Source organism: Campylobacter sp. P0085, from assembly GCF_002139495.1.
In the GTDB taxonomy this organism is placed as follows: domain Bacteria; phylum Campylobacterota; class Campylobacteria; order Campylobacterales; family Campylobacteraceae; genus Campylobacter; species Campylobacter devanensis.
On sequence record NZ_MJKB01000004.1, the window covers coordinates 1 to 16,476 of the forward strand.

The following is a 16,476-nucleotide window of genomic DNA, read 5'->3' on the forward strand; positions in this document are numbered from 1 at the left end:
GCTAAGTGATTTTATAATTTTTAGAGTGGATTTAGATTGGATTGGATGAGATATTAAAATATTATGGGGGTGTGATTAAATTTGTGGGTTGTGGGGAGATTAGAATAAAAATATATATTGTGGTTGATTTAATGAGAGCGCCCCACAATAGAGTGGGAGCTTTAATAGTATAACTTTTAATAGTAAGAGTTGTTACAATATAAAAAGCTAAATTTAAAATTTCTTTTTCTTAACCTCTTGCACAATTGCATTTGCAATCATATCAACTTCATTTGCTACTACATTGCTATTTTGTGCGATTTGTGTGTTTTGTCTAGTTAGACCATCGACATTTACTATAGCTTCGTTGATTTGGTTTATAGCTGTTGTTTGCTCGCTGATACTTTGGCTCATCTCATTTATGCTTTGGCTTAGGATATTTACATTTGCTTCGATTTCGCCTAGGGATTTTTGAGTTCTTTCAGCTAGTTTTCTGACCTCATCAGCCACCACGGCAAATCCCCTACCATGCTCTCCTGCACGAGCTGCTTCGATGGCTGCGTTTAGGGCTAATAAATTTGTTTGGTCTGCGATATCTCTAATTATTGTGATTATGTTTTTGATATCTTCGCTTTGTTTGATAACTTCACTAGCTCTATCATTTATAGAGTTCATTGAGCTACTCATCTCTTCAACCGCAGCGGCGCTCTCTTGTAGGGATTCGCTTTGGGATTTGGCGCCTTCGTTTAATGATGCGACAAAGCCTTTTAGCTCATCGGCTTTATTTTGTAGGTTGTTTGCTTGTTCTAGATTTGCTTTTAGCATTTTAGTAACTTCATCGCCTAGTAGATTAGTGACTATCTCAACTTCGCCTTTTGGATTGTCTATTCTTACCGTGAAATCTAGTTGTTTGAATTTATCAAATACACTTTGGATAGCGTTAATATCGCTACCTACTTTTTGTTCTAAGACATCTAGCATTTTGTTTAGGACATTTTTAAGTTTTAATAGCTCTGGTGAAGCTGGGTTTAGAGTGATTCTAGCAGTTAGATTTCCGTTTTCTACTTCGCTAGCTCTTTTTAGAGACTCTTCAACGGCTTTTGAGTCTTTGTCTAAATTTGATTTTACGATTACGATATTATCGTTGATAGCCTTAGCCATTTGGCTGATTTCATCGTTATTGGTAATTACTGCTAGGCGAGCGTCGGCTCTTTTGTGGTTTAAGAAATCGAAGAAATCTGATAGTAAAGCTCTGATATTTTCTATTCTAGTAATTAGCATTTTTGTAGCGAAGAATAGGAAAAATCCACCGATTATAGCGACTATTATGCCTACAATTATTAAGCTATTTCTAGCTGATGAGATTTCAGCGAAAATCTCTCTAGTAGGAACTAGTGTAGCAAGACCCCAATTCTCATCCATATTATGCATATTTACTCTGGATAGGTTGAAGTGAGCGTGTTCTTGTATACTTTTGCTCATAGCTGCTACTGTAGCGTAATCAATTTCTTTGTTATTTAAAACTGGTAGTAGTTGAGCTAGATTTGGATTTACTTGTTGGATAGATAATCCCCTATTTTGTGGGTTAGGACTGGCTACCATTATACCTTTGTTTGAGACTAAGAAGCTTGTATCGCTTTTGTATAGTTTAATCTCTTTTAATCTATCTATAAAATATGTTTCTAAATCCAAATCAGCACCGATTATACCTATTGTTTTGCCTTTGTATTTCACAGGGAAAGTCATAGAAGCCATTGTTATGTTTTCACCCTCTATATGATCGCTAAAAGGCTCGGTTAATCTTGGTTTGCTAAGGCCGTTTGCGTAGTAATCTTTGCTTTTGAAGTTATCTTCGATACGCTCAAGTCTGTTGTGATAATTGACATATATGGCTAGATCGCCAGCTTGGGTATATCGTGGGTCGTTTGAATTTGGGTTTTTGGCGTATATGCTGTCATCTGTAGTGTAGAAAAATATCCCATCGGCTATTTTTTGATCTTTTATGGCTTCGCTTAACATATTTGTTATGATATCAACAGGCATAGCTATACCGGAATTTAATGATGATTCCATAGCTATTTTATAAGCATTTAAAGCATCGGAAATTTTGTTAAATTCAGCAGCGATGTAATTTGCTTGTGATAAAGAACCAGCTTCCATGAAGGCAGCAGAATTCGACTCGACTCTATTTATGGCTTGATATGTGGCGATACCAGCAACGGTAGCTACTATCAAGGCAGTAAATACAAAACCCGCAAAAGCAAGTTTAACTGATAGCTTCATATTTTTGAACATATTTATCCTTTGAAATTTTTTATTATATATTTTAGCTCATATTAGATTTATAATAACTTAAAATAGACAGATTAATTATTATAAGAAAATTATATATAAATATTTAAGCCAAATTTAAATTTGACTTAAATTATTTACAATCTAGCGTATAATTTGTAGTATGGTTTTTAAAGTGAGCAGGATATGGCATTGTAAAGCTAAAGCCTCTTTGATCACCGCTTGGAAGGTCTTTGAGTATTAAAAATTCACCTTTTTGCGAACCTTTTTGGCTATGATTACTACCAATATAAGTATCAAAAAATCCACGATTTTCAAAATTGCTAGCCTCTAATCCTTTTTCTGGAGTATTGATTAATTCAATATTGATTGTACATGAATTAATATAACCATAACCAACATTTTTAATAATACCACTATAACTAATAGTCTCATTGATTAAGGTGCGCCTACCCTCTAAATTGATAATCTCTGCAACTTTGGTATATTTATCAATTAGCATCATTGAAATCATAGCCAAACAACTCATAATAGCAACATTAACAATAAGTAGACTAATAGCTTGTTTAGTGCGGTGTTCTTTTAGGATTATTAAATAGGTAAATAAGCCAAACATCGATAAAATCAGTATCAATACTATTATATGAAATATATTAAAATAGCTCATTAAAAACACTCCGTTCTTAGTGTGGTGGTATAGTTTTGTGGGCGAAATTCTTTCATAACGAATTTGATTTCCCCAGTTTTGCCAGGTTCAATCTGCTCAGTTATAATTACCTCTGTATGAAATGGGTTAAATTTAAATTTTAAATTTTCAAATTTACTTTTTCCGATATTGTGAAAACTTAGCTTTATTCGGCACTTTTTAAATGGTTGTTTGGATTTATTGGTTATATTTACATCAGCTATCATAACATCAGAGTAAAATAACTGACGAAGTGGGGCAATATTTACATCTTTTGGGCGTGTTACATCATCAATAAATTTAAGTGAATAATTTATACCAGCACCTAGCCCTACAAAGCTAAGCAAAAATAAAATTATAGCAAAAAATGGACGCTTAAACATCATATAAATGGCTAAAATAAATAGCGCCAAAAATAGCAAAATTACCCACGAAACTGCGACATAATCATAAAATCCAAAGTTGCTTACATAAAATTTAATGGTAGAAAATATACTATTTGTCACGGGCTTTCTTCTCTTCTATTCCGCTTATACCTTCACGGCGTTTTAGCTCTTCTAGTACTGCATTTGGATGAATATCATAATCAGCTAACGCAACAATCATATGAAATAACACATCAGCTGCCTCGTAAATAGCGTCATATTTTGGCTGACCTGGTTTATGCTCACCAAAACTCTCTTTGTTCATATTTGCATATAATTTAAAGCGCTCTAAATCTTTAATCGCAAGAGCAAATTCACACGCTTCTTCAGATATTTTTTTAAGATAACTATCTGGAGATTTTGTATAAAGTTTAGCGATATATGAATTTGAACTTGAATTTAGCTTTCTATTAAGTGCAATATGATAAAGATGATCTAAGATATCATATTTTATCTCTTTATTTAAATTTGGCCTGCTGTTTTGTTCTAAATTTAAATGATTAAAAAAGCAAGATTTCTCTCCAGTATGACACGCTACACCACCTATTTGTTCTATTTTTAAAAGCAAAGCATCACTATCGCAATCAAGGCTAATGGATTTAACAATTTGAAAGTTACCGCTCTCTTCGCCCTTTTTCCAAATTCTAGATTTAGTGCGTGAGTAGTAGTGAGCTAGACCAGTACTTTTAGTAAGCTCAAAGGCTTCTTGATTCATATATGCAAGCATTAAGACCTCACTAGTAGTAGCCTCTTGGACTACTACTGGGAGCATGCCATTAATCTTATCCCAATTTACACTCACGCTCATCTAATATCCTTAATTTTGTGTTGAAGTTTGTTTTTGTTTATCTTTGGTATCTACCCAGATATTTGGAACAGCTCCACCAGGAGTTAAGAAAATTTTCGCATCTTGATTGGTTTTTAAAGCTTCGTTAAACCCTTTTTGAGTCTCGATCTGTTTGAGTTCTAAAAGATTATTTGTCAAGCTTCTTGCGATTTGTGAATTTGAGTAGGCTTGTGCATCAGCTTCTATTTTTACAGCATCGGCTCTACCTTGGGCTTCGATTTTTACAGCTTCGGCTGTACCTTTAGCAAGAGCAGCTTTTTTAAGAGCTTCTTGATTTGCACGCTCAACTTCGTATTTGGTTCTTTCGGCCTCTTGTTTTGCTATTTGAACTCTTTCAATCTGCTCTTTTACCTTTGGTGGCAATATTATCTCTCTTAGCTGAACACTAGCTAATTCTACTGGCTGATTTGGTTGCTTATCAATATCAGAGCGAATACCCATATCGATAGCTGCTGCAATATCATTTCTACGCTCTGGTAGCTCTTCGGCTGTGTATTTACCTGTTACATTTCTCACTACATTTCTCACTACTGGGTCTATAATTTTATTCTCCCAGCTAAAACCCCACGCAGCAATGGTTTGTGGTGCATTTTGTGGATTTAGGCGATACTGAACAGTAATATCCATACTAACAGGAAGTCCACGAGAGTCTAAAACCGATATAGTATCTTTAGTTTCAATTCCGCTACCACGGAAATTTGCTTCATTTCTACCCTCTGTAGAGGTGTAATTAATCTGACGAACTTTAGTATCAACTATGCGTACCTCTTGAATAAAAGGTATAAAAAAATGAAATCCTGGTTGAAGTGGATTTGGGTCAAATTTACCAGCAGTAGATTTGATACCTACCTCACCTGAGTTAATAACCACAAATGGCTTAGCTACCACCAAGATAACAATTATAGCAATTAAAGCATATATAATACCACTAAATTTACCTAAACCTCCGCTAAAATTTGGTACATTTGGCTTTTTAAAATTAAAATTTGGCTTCCTCTCATCGTTATTTGAGTTACCATTTTTTTTATTAAAATAGTCATTTAAATCTGCAGGCAATTCTTATCCTTTAATTAATATAAGTAAGTAGATGTTCGTATTTTGGATTTTTACCCATTACTATATCAAAATACGCACCTTGAAGCTCATGCGATACTGGACCTCTTTTGCCGCTACCAATTATTCTACTATCTATACTACTAATTGGCGTAACCTCTGCTGCTGTTCCAGTAAAAAATGCTTCATCAGCGTTATAAGCTTCATCTCTAGTAATTCTTTGGCGAAGTACTGTATAGCCTAAATCTTTTGCTATTTGAATCACATTTTTTTGAGTAATACTCTCTAAGCTAGTGTCATTTGGTGGAGTTATTATTACTCCATCTTTTACGATAAAGAAACACTCGCCGCTACCCTCTGCTATAAATCCTTGCGGATCAAGCAGCAAAGCCTCATCGCAGCCTGCTTCGTGTGCTTCGAAATTTGCCATTTGAGAGTTAAAGTAATTAGCACTTGCTTTGGCCTTTGCCATCATAGAAAATGGTGCTGGCTTCATCCAAGAGGCGATTTTGACTTTTATACCATTTTGAAGAGCTTCTTCGCCCATATATGCACCCCACTGCCACGCTGCAATAGCGACATTTACTGGGCATCCAACATGACTAACACCCATTTTACCATAGCCTAAAAATACAAGTGGACGAATATAGACATTATCTGTGTAGGTGTTGCTTTTTAATAGGTCAATGTGTGCTTGATTGATCTGTTCAGCGGTAAATGGAATTTTAATCCCACAAGCCTTAGCAGATTCAAATAGCCTTTTTGTATGTGCTTCAAGGCAAAGAATAGCTAAACCCTTTGGTGTCATATAAGCTCTAACGCCTTCAAATACAGCATTGCCGTAATGTAATGAGTGAGTTAAAACATGAGTTGTAGCCTCGTGCCATTTGACTAATTTGCCATCATACCATATATGTTCTGCTTCTGGTAGTGCCATTGTAACCTCTTTATAAAAAAATTTTAGGCAATATTTTATCTAAATTTAATTAATAAACCGATAAAAATTAATATAAAAGCGATAAAAATGATAAATTTAGCCTTGCTTTTGCAAATTTAGCATAGTATAAATTTAAACAATTACTATAGCACAAGACATATAATAATATCTAAACTCAAAAGAATAAATTGACTAGCAAATTTATTCTATAAATCCGCTAGCTAAAACCCTTTGATTTTCATCATAAAATACAGCTAACTGACCACTAGCAACAGCTCCAGCATTGCTCTTTAGTTCTACAGTTGCTACTCCATTGCTTACACGAACAACACATAAAATAGGCTTTGAACGATATCTAATTTTTACATAAGATTCAAATTCGCTCAACTGAGTAAAATTATTAAAATTACGTGTTTTAAATTTATAGCACTCTAATTCATCTTTTTTACCTACAGTAATCTCATTAGCTCTAGCATTGATATTAGTTACATAATGAGGATCATGCGCACCATTGATTTTAAAGCCTTTGCGCTTGCCAATTGTATAATGCATATAGCCATCATGAGTACCGATAGCATCGCCATTTGAATTACGAACAATACCTGGAAGATTGGTATTATAGTGCTGCTTTAAAACATCAATATATGTAGTCTCAACAAAACAAATCTCACTACTTTCCTTTTGTGAGGCCAACGATGCAATCTGTGGTATTTGCGAAGCCTGGGCTTTTATATCGACTTTGAGCTTATCTCCGAGTGGAAAGATGATGTAAGGTAAAATTTGCGGGTCAAGATTGGCCAAGAAATAACTTTGATCTTTAGTCTCATCAATAGCAGATTTTATTAAACCATTTTCTATTCTAGCATAATGACCAGTTGCGATTTTATCACAGCCTAGACTCTTAGCAAATTCCCAAAGTGTACCAAATTTAATCAAACGATTACAGTGAGCGCATGGATTTGGAGTAATTCCATCCTTGTATGAATTAACAAATAGATCATAAACCTCTTTTTTAAAAGTCTCTTGCAGATCTAAAACATGAGTCTCTATCCCTAAAAACTCACATACTTTTTTGACATTATCAATATTATGTCTATGGTAATCCTCTCTGCCGTGTAGCTTCATATAGCAACCTACTACACTATAACCCTGATCTTGTAAATATTTGGCACTCATTGAGCTATCTACACCACCGCTTAATGCTATTAATACTTTCAAAATAATCCTTTTATTGCTATTTTTTGATGATTATACAAAATATTTCTAAATATAATAAAACGAGATAGTAAAAATTTATATAATATATTTAAATAGTATATTATATAAATTTAGAATTAGTTTGAGTAAATCTAATCTTATACAAAACCTTAATAATTTTATCTTAAAAATACAAGTTTTTAAAACTCATTTAGCCAAATTTGTCTTGTATAATCTAAGTAAATTGACATTTAGCATACATAATATAGCAATAAGCTAGCACTGCTTGATATTTATGCTATAAAAGTAAAATATCCATAATCTCATCTATATTATCAGCACTATAATAGCTATTTTTATTAACCAAACCCAAATTCACAAGATTATCTAAAAAGTTAAAAAGTGGCGCCCAAAAATCTCTTTGAACAAAAATCACCTTATGATCTCTAAGCCTTGCCTGCGCCAATGTAATAACCTCAAAAGCCTCATCAAGCGTTCCAAAACCACCAGGAAAAATAATAAAAGCAAAACTATCTTTTATTAAAGCGTTTTTTCGCTCGCTTAAACTATTTAATGTCTGCGATTTGGTGCAATAAGAATTGAGCTGTTGTTCATTTGGCAATATAACATTTATCCCTATACTATCCCCTCTAGCCTCAAATGCTCCACGGTTTGCTGCTTCCATAATGCCGCCACCTCCGCCAGTGATAACCCCATATCCAGTAGCCGCCAAAGCTTTTGCGATTTTATATGCTTTTTGGTAATGTTCACTGCTAGCATCTAATCTGGCTGAGCCAAAAATAGTTACATATTTCATGCATTAATTCCTAAATCTAGTCTCTTGCACCACAAAAGCTCTCCATCGCCAAAAATACTTCTATGTAAGATTTTAACCTTCATATCTAAATTTATATTATTAGCACTTTTGAATTCATTTGAGCGATAAATTAGAATCCAATCTACTCTAGAATCTAAATTTCTTAAGAAATTTTCACCACCTTCAATCATAACAAATCTCTTTTTAAAAGCCGGTTCTATCGAATTTGAGATTTCAACTTTACGATTTGGTATATTAAAAAGCGGTATTTGTAAATCAAATTCAGTTTTAGATGAGTAGATTAAAATATCTGGCGCACGCCCACTAATTAGCCTAGCATCTAGCGTTGGTCTATCTGTGCAAACTGTAGCTCCGCCAACTATCATCAGTTCAGCAAGCGCTCTAAGACGATGAGTATGAGTACGACTGGCTAAATTTGATATTACTCCACCAGTTGCAACCCCATTTTGGCTAAGAGCAATCTTAAAAAATATAAAATTCCCACTTTGCCACCTTAAAAATGGCTCTAGTAGTTCATCGCACCTAGCCTTACACACATCAAGCTTTACCTCAACACCATTTTTAGCTAAAAACTCAGCCCCGCCTTTGGCATGCTCACCTAAATCTCTTGAGCCAATTACTACACGCTTTGCATCCATAGCAAGAATCAAACTCGCACAAGGTGGCGTCTTGCCTTGATGAGCGCATGGCTCTAGCGTCACATAATAGGTGGAGTTTTTAAGCAAATTTCGGTGATTTTGGATTATGAGATTATATAGCTCATTTGGATTTTTAGCGGCGGCAAATATGCTTTTTAAACTACTATCTTTGCTCTCTAAAGCCTCTTTTGTCGCATTTAATTCAGCGTGAGCTTCTCCGGCTTTTTGGTGAGCACAAATAGATAAAATCTTGCCATTTTCATCTAAAATCACAGCCCCAACTGTAGGATTAGGATAGGTCAAAAGCTGATAATCCCACGCTTTATCAATAGCTAAAGATAGATAAAACTCATCACTCATAGTTACCACTGGATGAAAGTTTTGGCTTTTTTGATATCATTGAAATTTACGCTTACATTACCTTCATCGCTATTAATCAATATATCATCGCCATTTACACTTGTTATCTTGCCAACTATTTGACTCTTATCATTTAGAGCTACCTTCGCCATTTCGCCAATGCTTTTGGCAAAGTGATCTATCTTGCTTAGTTTTCTCTCAAGTCCTGGACTAGAAACTTCTAAAACCCAATCCCCACTAACTGGCGGCATAACATCATAAATAGGCGATAAAAGCTTACTAACAATCTCGCAATCATCCAAGCTCACACCGCCACTTTTGGTTATATAAACTCTATAAATTTGGCGGCCATTTTCGTTAGCTATCTCTGTATCATACAGAGCCACGCCACAATCATTTAATAACTTTTCTAACTCTTCTAAATTCACTTTTTACCCTTTTGTAACTCATCAGCAACTTTAGCAAATAGAGCATCTATATGATTTTGATACTTTAACCTATCATCAAAGATAAAATGAAAATTTGGAGCCCTATACCACCCTTCGGCTGCCATACAATGATTTTGGATATGGCGACTAATCTTTTTAAGATGAGATAATATATAGGCTTGTTCTTTCTCATCAAAATTCATCTTATCTAGATATACAAAGGCATCATATCTGCCCTTTTTACACTCAACATCAGTAACACAAAGTCCCTTTAAATACTCATCTTCAAGAGTGCTTAGGGCTTCTGGGATTAGCTCTTTTAATACACTTTGGGTGCGAAGTCTTTTTAACTCAGCAGGGTTCATATCTCGGCCTTATTCTCTACTTCTTTATAACTCTCAATATAATCGCCCTCTCTCATATCATTATAGCCTTCAATCCCTACGCCACACTCATAGCCTTTTGCTACCTCTTTGGCATCATCTTTAAAGCGTTTAAGTGAGCTGATATTGCCTTCAAATACCACCACACCATCACGGATAACACGAATTTTCGCACCCCTGCTAATGATACCTTCAGTCACCATACAACCAGCGATTTGACCGACTTTTGGCACATTTATAACTTGTCTAATTACTGCTTGACCAAGATCCTCTTCAGTGATAACTGGGCTCATAAGGCCACTTAATAGAGCCTTAACATCATCTAAAAGATTGTAAATTACATTATAGGTTTTGATCTCGACAGCTTTTTCTTTGGCTTTTTCTTTGATATCACCAGTTGGTCTGATATTAAATCCTAATATCACGCAATTTTGACTAGCACTAGCTAATGATATATCACTTTGAGTGATACCGCCTACACCAGAGTGGATAATGCTAACTTTAATCTCATCATTTCTAAGCTTCTCAAGACTAGCTTTAATAGCCTCTAATGAGCCTTGGACATCGGCTTTGATTATTACAGGTAGGTTTTTCAACTCGCCTTCTGCTATTTTGGCACTTAACTCATCTATTGTAACTTTTGTAGATTTGCTTAACTCTTTTTGGCGTAGATACTCATATTTTTTCTGTGCGTATTCACGGGCTTCTTTATCGCTTTTTACGCTAATTAAAGTCTCACCAGCTTCAGGCACTTCGCTTAGACCTATTAATACCCCACACTCTCCTGGTTTAATAGCCTTTAAGCTTCGACCCTTATCATCGCTTAAAGCCCTTACTTTACCATACGCCACACCCGCAACTATGGTATCGCCTACTTTTAATGTGCCGTTTTCTACTATTATAGTAGCTACTGGGCCACGGCCTTTTTGTAATGAACTCTCTATAATTGTAGCTTTGGCCTCTCTATTTGGATTGGCTTTTAGCTCTAAAATTTCAGCTTGTAAAAGCACTATTTCTAATAAATCTTCTATCCCCATCCCCGTTTTTGCTGATACTGGGACAAACTCATAAGACCCACCCCACTCTGTAGGCATGATATCTAATTCAGCTAAACCACTTTTGACCAAATCAGGATTAGCACTCTCTTTATCCATTTTGTTTATCGCTATAATAATTGGCACGCCCGCTGCCTTAGCGTGTGCTATCGCCTCCTTGGTTTGAGGTTTGACACCATCATCAGCAGCCACTACGATAATAACAATATCAGTAACACTAGCTCCCCTAGCTCTCATAGCAGTGAAGGCCTCATGCCCTGGCGTATCGATAAATGTGATATTTTTACCATTTTTTTCTACCATATATGCGCCAACATGTTGAGTGATACCACCGGCTTCACCGCTTGCTACTCTAGAGTTTTGAATATAATCTAATAAGCTTGTCTTACCATGATCGACATGCCCCATTATCGTAACTACAGGCGCTCTAGGCTCGGAGTGTTGGTCATCTTCGCCCTCATAAGCTTTGACATAGTCAAATTCCTCTTGAGTATCTACAATATTAATCTCAATACCAAACTCAGCACCTAAAATTTCAATCTCATCTTCTTCTAAGAAGTCATTTTTGGTAGTCATCTTGCCAAGCATAAAAAGCTTACCAATAATCTCACTTGGGGATTTTTTGATTTTGTCAGCAAATTCATATACTCTAATCTCTTTTGGTATATCTACACTTACAACGCTCTCATTTTGATTATCTTTGATCACTTTTTTATGCTTTTTGCGGCTACTTCTTTGAATTCCGCCTTCAAAGTTAAATCCATTATTTTGCGCAGGTTTATAGATATTTAGAGGTTTTTTAGTAGTTTGAACCCTTTCAGTTTCAATCGGTTTTACTGTGAGGTCTGGTAGCACTACAACATCTTCATCATCGATTACAATATCGTCACCAAATTCACTAAGACCCATTAAATCAAGCTTTGATGAACTCTCTTTTTTAGTGGCTTGAAATTGTTTTTTATCTTTTTTCTTCTTTTTAAAACTCTCCTCACCACTACCAAACATAGATTCAAGTGCTTTATTATTTATCATTGTTGGACTACTAGATTTTTCTACTTTTGGCTGTTCGTCTTTTTTCTTTTTAACAATTACTAAGCCACGCCTTTTATTTATACTTGAATTTGCTAGACTCTCAGGTTTTGATTCATCTTTTTGGTTGGATTCTGGCTGCTGTTTTGACTCTACAGCTACTACTTTTACTGATTCAGGTGCTAGCTGAGTTTTGAGTGACTCATCTTTTATAGTTGGTTTTGACTCATCTTTTAGCGGCTGTTTAACTGCTGGCTTTTTAGCCGATTTAGCCTCTGGGATTATACCAGATTGGACATAATCATAAAGCTTTGCAGCATCTTCTGGACTTACAGCGCTTGAGACAGTAGTCACCGCAAAGCCTAGCTCTTTTGCCTTCTCTAAAATTTTTTTAGACGATGAGCCTAGCTCCTTTGCTATTTCGTGAATTCTAATCTTTGCCATTGACTATTATCTCCTTTAAATTTATACTATTTTTTCCAAATTTTGTAAGTGGTTTTCTTAGCTCTTTTGCATCTTTTTCTATGCAAATTTTACAAACATAAAACGATCTAGCATTGCATAAATTTAATACTATTTCACCATTTACTGATCGGAATTTATAAAGCTCATCTTGGTAAAATCTACTCTTGCAAACCACGCACATTCTAATAGGTTTATAAAATTTTCGCACTATTATATCTTAGTTTTCTTTATTTTTAGCTTTTTATATTAAATCCATCGTTGTCAATATCTAAAATTACAACTCTAAATTTACTAAACTCACTCTGCAAAGCCTGCGCTAAAGCTTGTGCTCTATCATCATAGGTTAAATTCAAAAAGCTTGATCCGCTTCCTGAGAGTGTACTCATTAAAGAACCATTAGCATATGCTACTTCTTTAACCCTAAAAAGCTCTGGTAAAGCACTCATTCTGCACTCTTCATGCATTTTATCAATACTTGCAAGACGTAAATTATCATAATCTTTTTTAATAAAACAGCTACTTAAGTAAGCAGCATGACTAAGATTGCTTACGCACTCGCTCATTGTATAGTTTGCCGGAAGTTTGCCACGGCTTTGCTTGGTATTCATCGGCTCATCTGGAATAACAACCACAGCTTTTAAATTTGAATCAATATCTGTTCTTTGAGTAAAAACTGAATCGCCACTAACAATATTTACTGTAAATCCACCCCAAACGGCTGGCGAAATATTATCAGGATGATTTTCATACTGTAAAGCTTTATTCAAAATTACGCTACGCTCAACCTTAAATCCTGCAATATAATAAGCAGCCGCAATAGCCCCAACTATAACCGAACTAGAGCTTCCTAATCCTCTTGAAAAGGGAATATTGTTTACAAAGTTAAATTTATAATTTAAACTCTTACCATTTAAGCTGGCAATAGTTTCATTAAAAATATTTACAAATGTATTATTTTTTTTCAAAGCAATTTTATCGCTTCCTTCACCTATAATATTAATAGAGCTAATCTTTTGTTCAGTGATGCTAACCTCATTATAAAGCTTTAAAGCTAGACCCAAAGAGTCAAATCCAGGTCCCAAATTCGCACTTGTTGCTGGTGTAAATATTGTCATTATAATCTCCTAAACTGCATCTATAACATAATTTGGCAATGCATCAGCTATCAACTCCAAACCATCTAAACTTATTGGCAACTCAAATTCATACGGTTCAACTCTTTGTAGACTAATAGCCCCATTTTTTAGCACAAAACTCATATTTTTATTGGCTCTAATTGGCTTAGCCCCATTTAAAGCAAATCCATCAACTCCATAAAACTCCAACCCACGAGCCACGCAAAAAGTACAAAGTGTCAAATAAGCAACCTTTAGCCCCATAAAGCTTCCTGGCCCATTAGCATAAATAATTTTACTAATCTCAAATTTAGCACTTAGCAAACCCAAAATCTCTCCTAAGGATTCGCTTGCTTTTTCATCGCTCTTAATCTGCTCAATTAAATTTCCACCTAAATATACACCCACAAGCAAAGGTGAACTAAGGCAAATTACTAATATATCAACCTTTTTTATGCAAATGCCTTTTCATACTCTTTTTGTGTTGCTTCACTTAGAGTTATAATATCATAATTTTTCTCATCGCTTAATAGTGCTACAGTTAATTTATGATTTAAATCATGACTTCCAGCAAAAGCTTCATAATCTCCAATCATAGGTGCTCCAAGTAAGCTTATATCGCCAATTGCGTCTAAAATTTTATGACGGACAAATTCATTTTCAAATCTTAACCCCTCAGGATTTAATATTTTACCACCATCTATTACTACAGCATTATCTAAGCTTCCGCCCAGTGCTAAGCCCATTGAATTTAGTTTTTGTACATCTTTTAAAAATCCAAAAGTCCTAGCCCTTGCTATTTGGTTTATAAAATTTTCTTTACTAAATTCAAAAGTATAACTTTGTAAGCCAATTACTGGATTTTCAAATTTAATTGTATAGTTAAATTTTGGATTAGTTGATGGAGTTAATTTGACATATTTATCGCCCTCTCTTACCTCTACTTCTCGTTTAACTACTATTACTTTTTTATCAGCTTCTAGCTCGACTATACCAGCCTCATCAAGCATCATACAAAAACTAATAGCACTTCCATCCATCACTGGTACTTCATTTGCATCTAAAATAACTCTGATATTATCAATTCCATAGCTATTTATCGCACTCATTAGGTGTTCGATAGTTGATACTGTAGCCTTTTCATTGCCAATTACTGTAGCCATCTGAGTATTTAATACACTACTTGACTCAGCTTTAAAACTTGTAGCCATATCACTTCTATAAAATACTACTCCGCTATCAGCTTCTAAAGGCTCTAAAATCAGCTTAATTGGCTCACCTTTGTGAAGACCAATTCCGACTCCTTCTACTCGTTTTCCTATAGTTCTTTGTTTCACAATATTCCTTAAAATTTTGCAAATTATAATCCTAAAAGGATTAAAAAATCTTAAAATTTCAGCCTTTTATAGCTTTTTTGGCTGAATTTAAAATATCATAGATATTATCTTTCATCCATTTTCTATCCATCCACTCCTCAGGCCTAACCTCAACGCCTTGAATTAACACCCCAAAGTGCAAATGATCGCCAAGCGCTAATCCACTAGTGCCAGTTTTACCAATTATATGCTTAACTCCAATATGCTCACCAGGTTTAACCAAAGTACCATTACAATGCCCATAAAGTGTATAAAGTCCAAATCCATGATATAAAATAATATTCTCACCATAAATTCCATTTAAATCATTATATGCCACAAAAGCTGCATTTTGCGTATCAATTGATGCCATAGCTGTACTAGCAAGATCTAGCCCCATATGCCAGCTTTGACTTACATCTTCTCCATTATAGGTATAAAATCTATGATCTCCAAAACTTGCTACTGCTGCACCATTTCTAAGCGGATAGAATGGTTCAATATAAAAGCTATCTATAATCTCCTCTGGCACTGCTGAAGTTATCTTATGAATCATATCTTCGTTTGAATCCCTTAGAGTTTCATTTACAAATTTAAACTTTGCAAGTCTATCAAGCTCTGGATAATTTTGAGCATATTGGTTGGCTAGCTCATCAATTTTACCATCTAAAAATCTATCACTCAAAGCAATTCTAGACTCTTTATATTTACGATCTTGCAAATAGTAGCCAATACTTGAGAAACTCTTATTACCGGCTTTATCTACAGCCACAATTCTAGCTTTAAAATTTGGGCTTTGTAAATCCCATGCGAGCAAAGAAGCCCAGTAACCATCTTTTACAAATTTAGTTGGTTTAAAAATTCGATCTCCGTTTTGGATATAAACACTTTGTAAATTCTCATCAACTGCTTTAAAAACTACAACAGCTGAGCCACCTTTAGTAATTTTATATGATTGGTTTATGAGTTGAATTTGAGGATTTTTACTATCAATTATCAAATTTACCTTTTTACTAGCTACATTTCCACCTAAAAAACTAGAATCCTTTGCTTCTATTAATAGCTCATATGCACGATTTTTATCTAAAATTAGACTTTTTGGAAATTTTAAATTTATCTGTGCTTGATTTTGTGGTTCATTAAATTTTTCATCCATTATAATATGAGCGCTTTGTCCATCTACTAATGTAACTTTAAATGATTGTAGTGTACCATTATCACTAATATTTAGATCAATTGGAGTCTTTTGATTCCAGTAAATTTCACTATTTATAGATATTTTTGGTGGTTCTGAATCCATTGAATTTGAGTTTAATACTCCAACAACACCAAAAATAAGTCCGATAAAAATCAATGCAAATATAAAAGTTTTAACCTTTGAACCTCTCACAACTA

General features: G+C 34.6%; 16 protein-coding genes and 2 pseudogenes. All 18 read right to left on the reverse strand.

Features of this window, described 5'->3' with window-relative positions; translation table 11 throughout:
- Positions 1 to 213: 213 nt before the first annotated feature.
- Positions 214 to 1,227, reverse strand: a pseudogene (locus CIGNP85_RS08675) (methyl-accepting chemotaxis protein); the annotation flags it as partial.
- 441 nt (positions 1,228 to 1,668) lie between these two features.
- Positions 1,669 to 2,274, reverse strand: a pseudogene (locus CIGNP85_RS08680) (PDC sensor domain-containing protein); the annotation flags it as partial.
- Positions 2,275 to 2,404: 130 nt separating this feature from the next.
- On the reverse strand, positions 2,405 to 2,938 hold the full coding sequence (locus CIGNP85_RS05050; RefSeq protein WP_086228270.1) for a DUF2393 family protein: 534 nt from the start codon (positions 2,936 to 2,938) through the stop codon (positions 2,405 to 2,407).
- Positions 2,938 to 3,462, reverse strand: a complete 525-nt coding sequence (locus tag CIGNP85_RS05055; protein ID WP_086241511.1) for a DUF2393 family protein — start codon at positions 3,460 to 3,462, stop codon at positions 2,938 to 2,940. The genes CIGNP85_RS05050 and CIGNP85_RS05055 overlap by 1 nt, the downstream gene beginning before the upstream one ends.
- Positions 3,452 to 4,189, reverse strand: coding sequence for a bifunctional phosphoribosyl-AMP cyclohydrolase/phosphoribosyl-ATP diphosphatase HisIE (gene hisIE / locus CIGNP85_RS05060; RefSeq protein WP_086233388.1), 738 nt, complete (start codon positions 4,187 to 4,189; stop codon positions 3,452 to 3,454). The genes CIGNP85_RS05055 and hisIE overlap by 11 nt, the downstream gene beginning before the upstream one ends.
- A gap of 9 nt (positions 4,190 to 4,198) precedes the next feature.
- Positions 4,199 to 5,284: an SPFH domain-containing protein gene (locus CIGNP85_RS05065; RefSeq protein WP_086287232.1), complete on the reverse strand. Its 1,086-nt coding sequence runs from the start codon at positions 5,282 to 5,284 to the stop codon at positions 4,199 to 4,201.
- Positions 5,285 to 5,294: 10 nt separating this feature from the next.
- Complete coding sequence (locus CIGNP85_RS05070) at positions 5,295 to 6,218, reverse strand: branched-chain amino acid transaminase (protein ID WP_086287234.1); 924 nt, start codon at positions 6,216 to 6,218, stop codon at positions 5,295 to 5,297.
- 201 nt (positions 6,219 to 6,419) lie between these two features.
- On the reverse strand, positions 6,420 to 7,436 hold the full coding sequence (gene mnmA / locus CIGNP85_RS05075; RefSeq protein WP_086287236.1) for a tRNA 2-thiouridine(34) synthase MnmA: 1,017 nt from the start codon (positions 7,434 to 7,436) through the stop codon (positions 6,420 to 6,422).
- A gap of 277 nt (positions 7,437 to 7,713) precedes the next feature.
- Positions 7,714 to 8,232, reverse strand: a complete 519-nt coding sequence (locus CIGNP85_RS05080; RefSeq protein WP_086225373.1) for a TIGR00730 family Rossman fold protein — start codon at positions 8,230 to 8,232, stop codon at positions 7,714 to 7,716.
- Positions 8,229 to 9,251 (reverse strand): bifunctional diaminohydroxyphosphoribosylaminopyrimidine deaminase/5-amino-6-(5-phosphoribosylamino)uracil reductase RibD, encoded by a 1,023-nt coding sequence (ribD, locus tag CIGNP85_RS05085; protein ID WP_086287238.1) that lies wholly within the window; start codon positions 9,249 to 9,251, stop codon positions 8,229 to 8,231. The genes CIGNP85_RS05080 and ribD overlap by 4 nt, the downstream gene beginning before the upstream one ends.
- Before the next feature lie 2 nt (positions 9,252 to 9,253).
- The gene (gene rimP, locus CIGNP85_RS05090; protein ID WP_086287240.1) at positions 9,254 to 9,679 is read right to left on the reverse strand and encodes a ribosome maturation factor RimP; all 426 of its coding nucleotides are present in this window, start codon (positions 9,677 to 9,679) and stop codon (positions 9,254 to 9,256) included.
- Entirely contained in the window at positions 9,676 to 10,044 is a 369-nt protein-coding gene (gene rbfA, locus CIGNP85_RS05095) for a 30S ribosome-binding factor RbfA (protein ID WP_086287242.1), read from the reverse strand. Before rbfA ends, rimP begins: the two co-directional genes overlap by 4 nt.
- On the reverse strand, positions 10,041 to 12,590 hold the full coding sequence (infB, locus tag CIGNP85_RS05100; RefSeq protein WP_086287244.1) for a translation initiation factor IF-2: 2,550 nt from the start codon (positions 12,588 to 12,590) through the stop codon (positions 10,041 to 10,043). Before infB ends, rbfA begins: the two co-directional genes overlap by 4 nt.
- On the reverse strand, positions 12,577 to 12,819 hold the full coding sequence (locus CIGNP85_RS05105) for a DUF448 domain-containing protein (protein WP_086241504.1): 243 nt from the start codon (positions 12,817 to 12,819) through the stop codon (positions 12,577 to 12,579). Before CIGNP85_RS05105 ends, infB begins: the two co-directional genes overlap by 14 nt.
- A 25-nt stretch (positions 12,820 to 12,844) precedes the next feature.
- Positions 12,845 to 13,726 carry a homoserine kinase gene (gene thrB / locus CIGNP85_RS05110; RefSeq protein ID WP_086240926.1) on the reverse strand — a complete coding sequence of 294 codons (882 nt, stop codon included), beginning with the start codon at positions 13,724 to 13,726 and terminating at the stop codon, positions 12,845 to 12,847.
- A gap of 9 nt (positions 13,727 to 13,735) precedes the next feature.
- On the reverse strand, positions 13,736 to 14,134 hold the full coding sequence (locus tag CIGNP85_RS05115; RefSeq protein ID WP_236844772.1) for a glycoprotease: 399 nt from the start codon (positions 14,132 to 14,134) through the stop codon (positions 13,736 to 13,738).
- A 44-nt stretch (positions 14,135 to 14,178) separates the two neighbouring features.
- A complete protein-coding gene (gene lpxC / locus CIGNP85_RS05120) occupies positions 14,179 to 15,063 on the reverse strand; it encodes a UDP-3-O-acyl-N-acetylglucosamine deacetylase (protein ID WP_086287247.1) in 885 nt (294 codons plus the stop codon).
- Positions 15,064 to 15,121: 58 nt separating this feature from the next.
- Complete coding sequence (locus CIGNP85_RS05125; protein WP_236845443.1) at positions 15,122 to 16,471, reverse strand: M23 family metallopeptidase; 1,350 nt, start codon at positions 16,469 to 16,471, stop codon at positions 15,122 to 15,124.
- Positions 16,472 to 16,476: the final 5 nt, after the last annotated feature.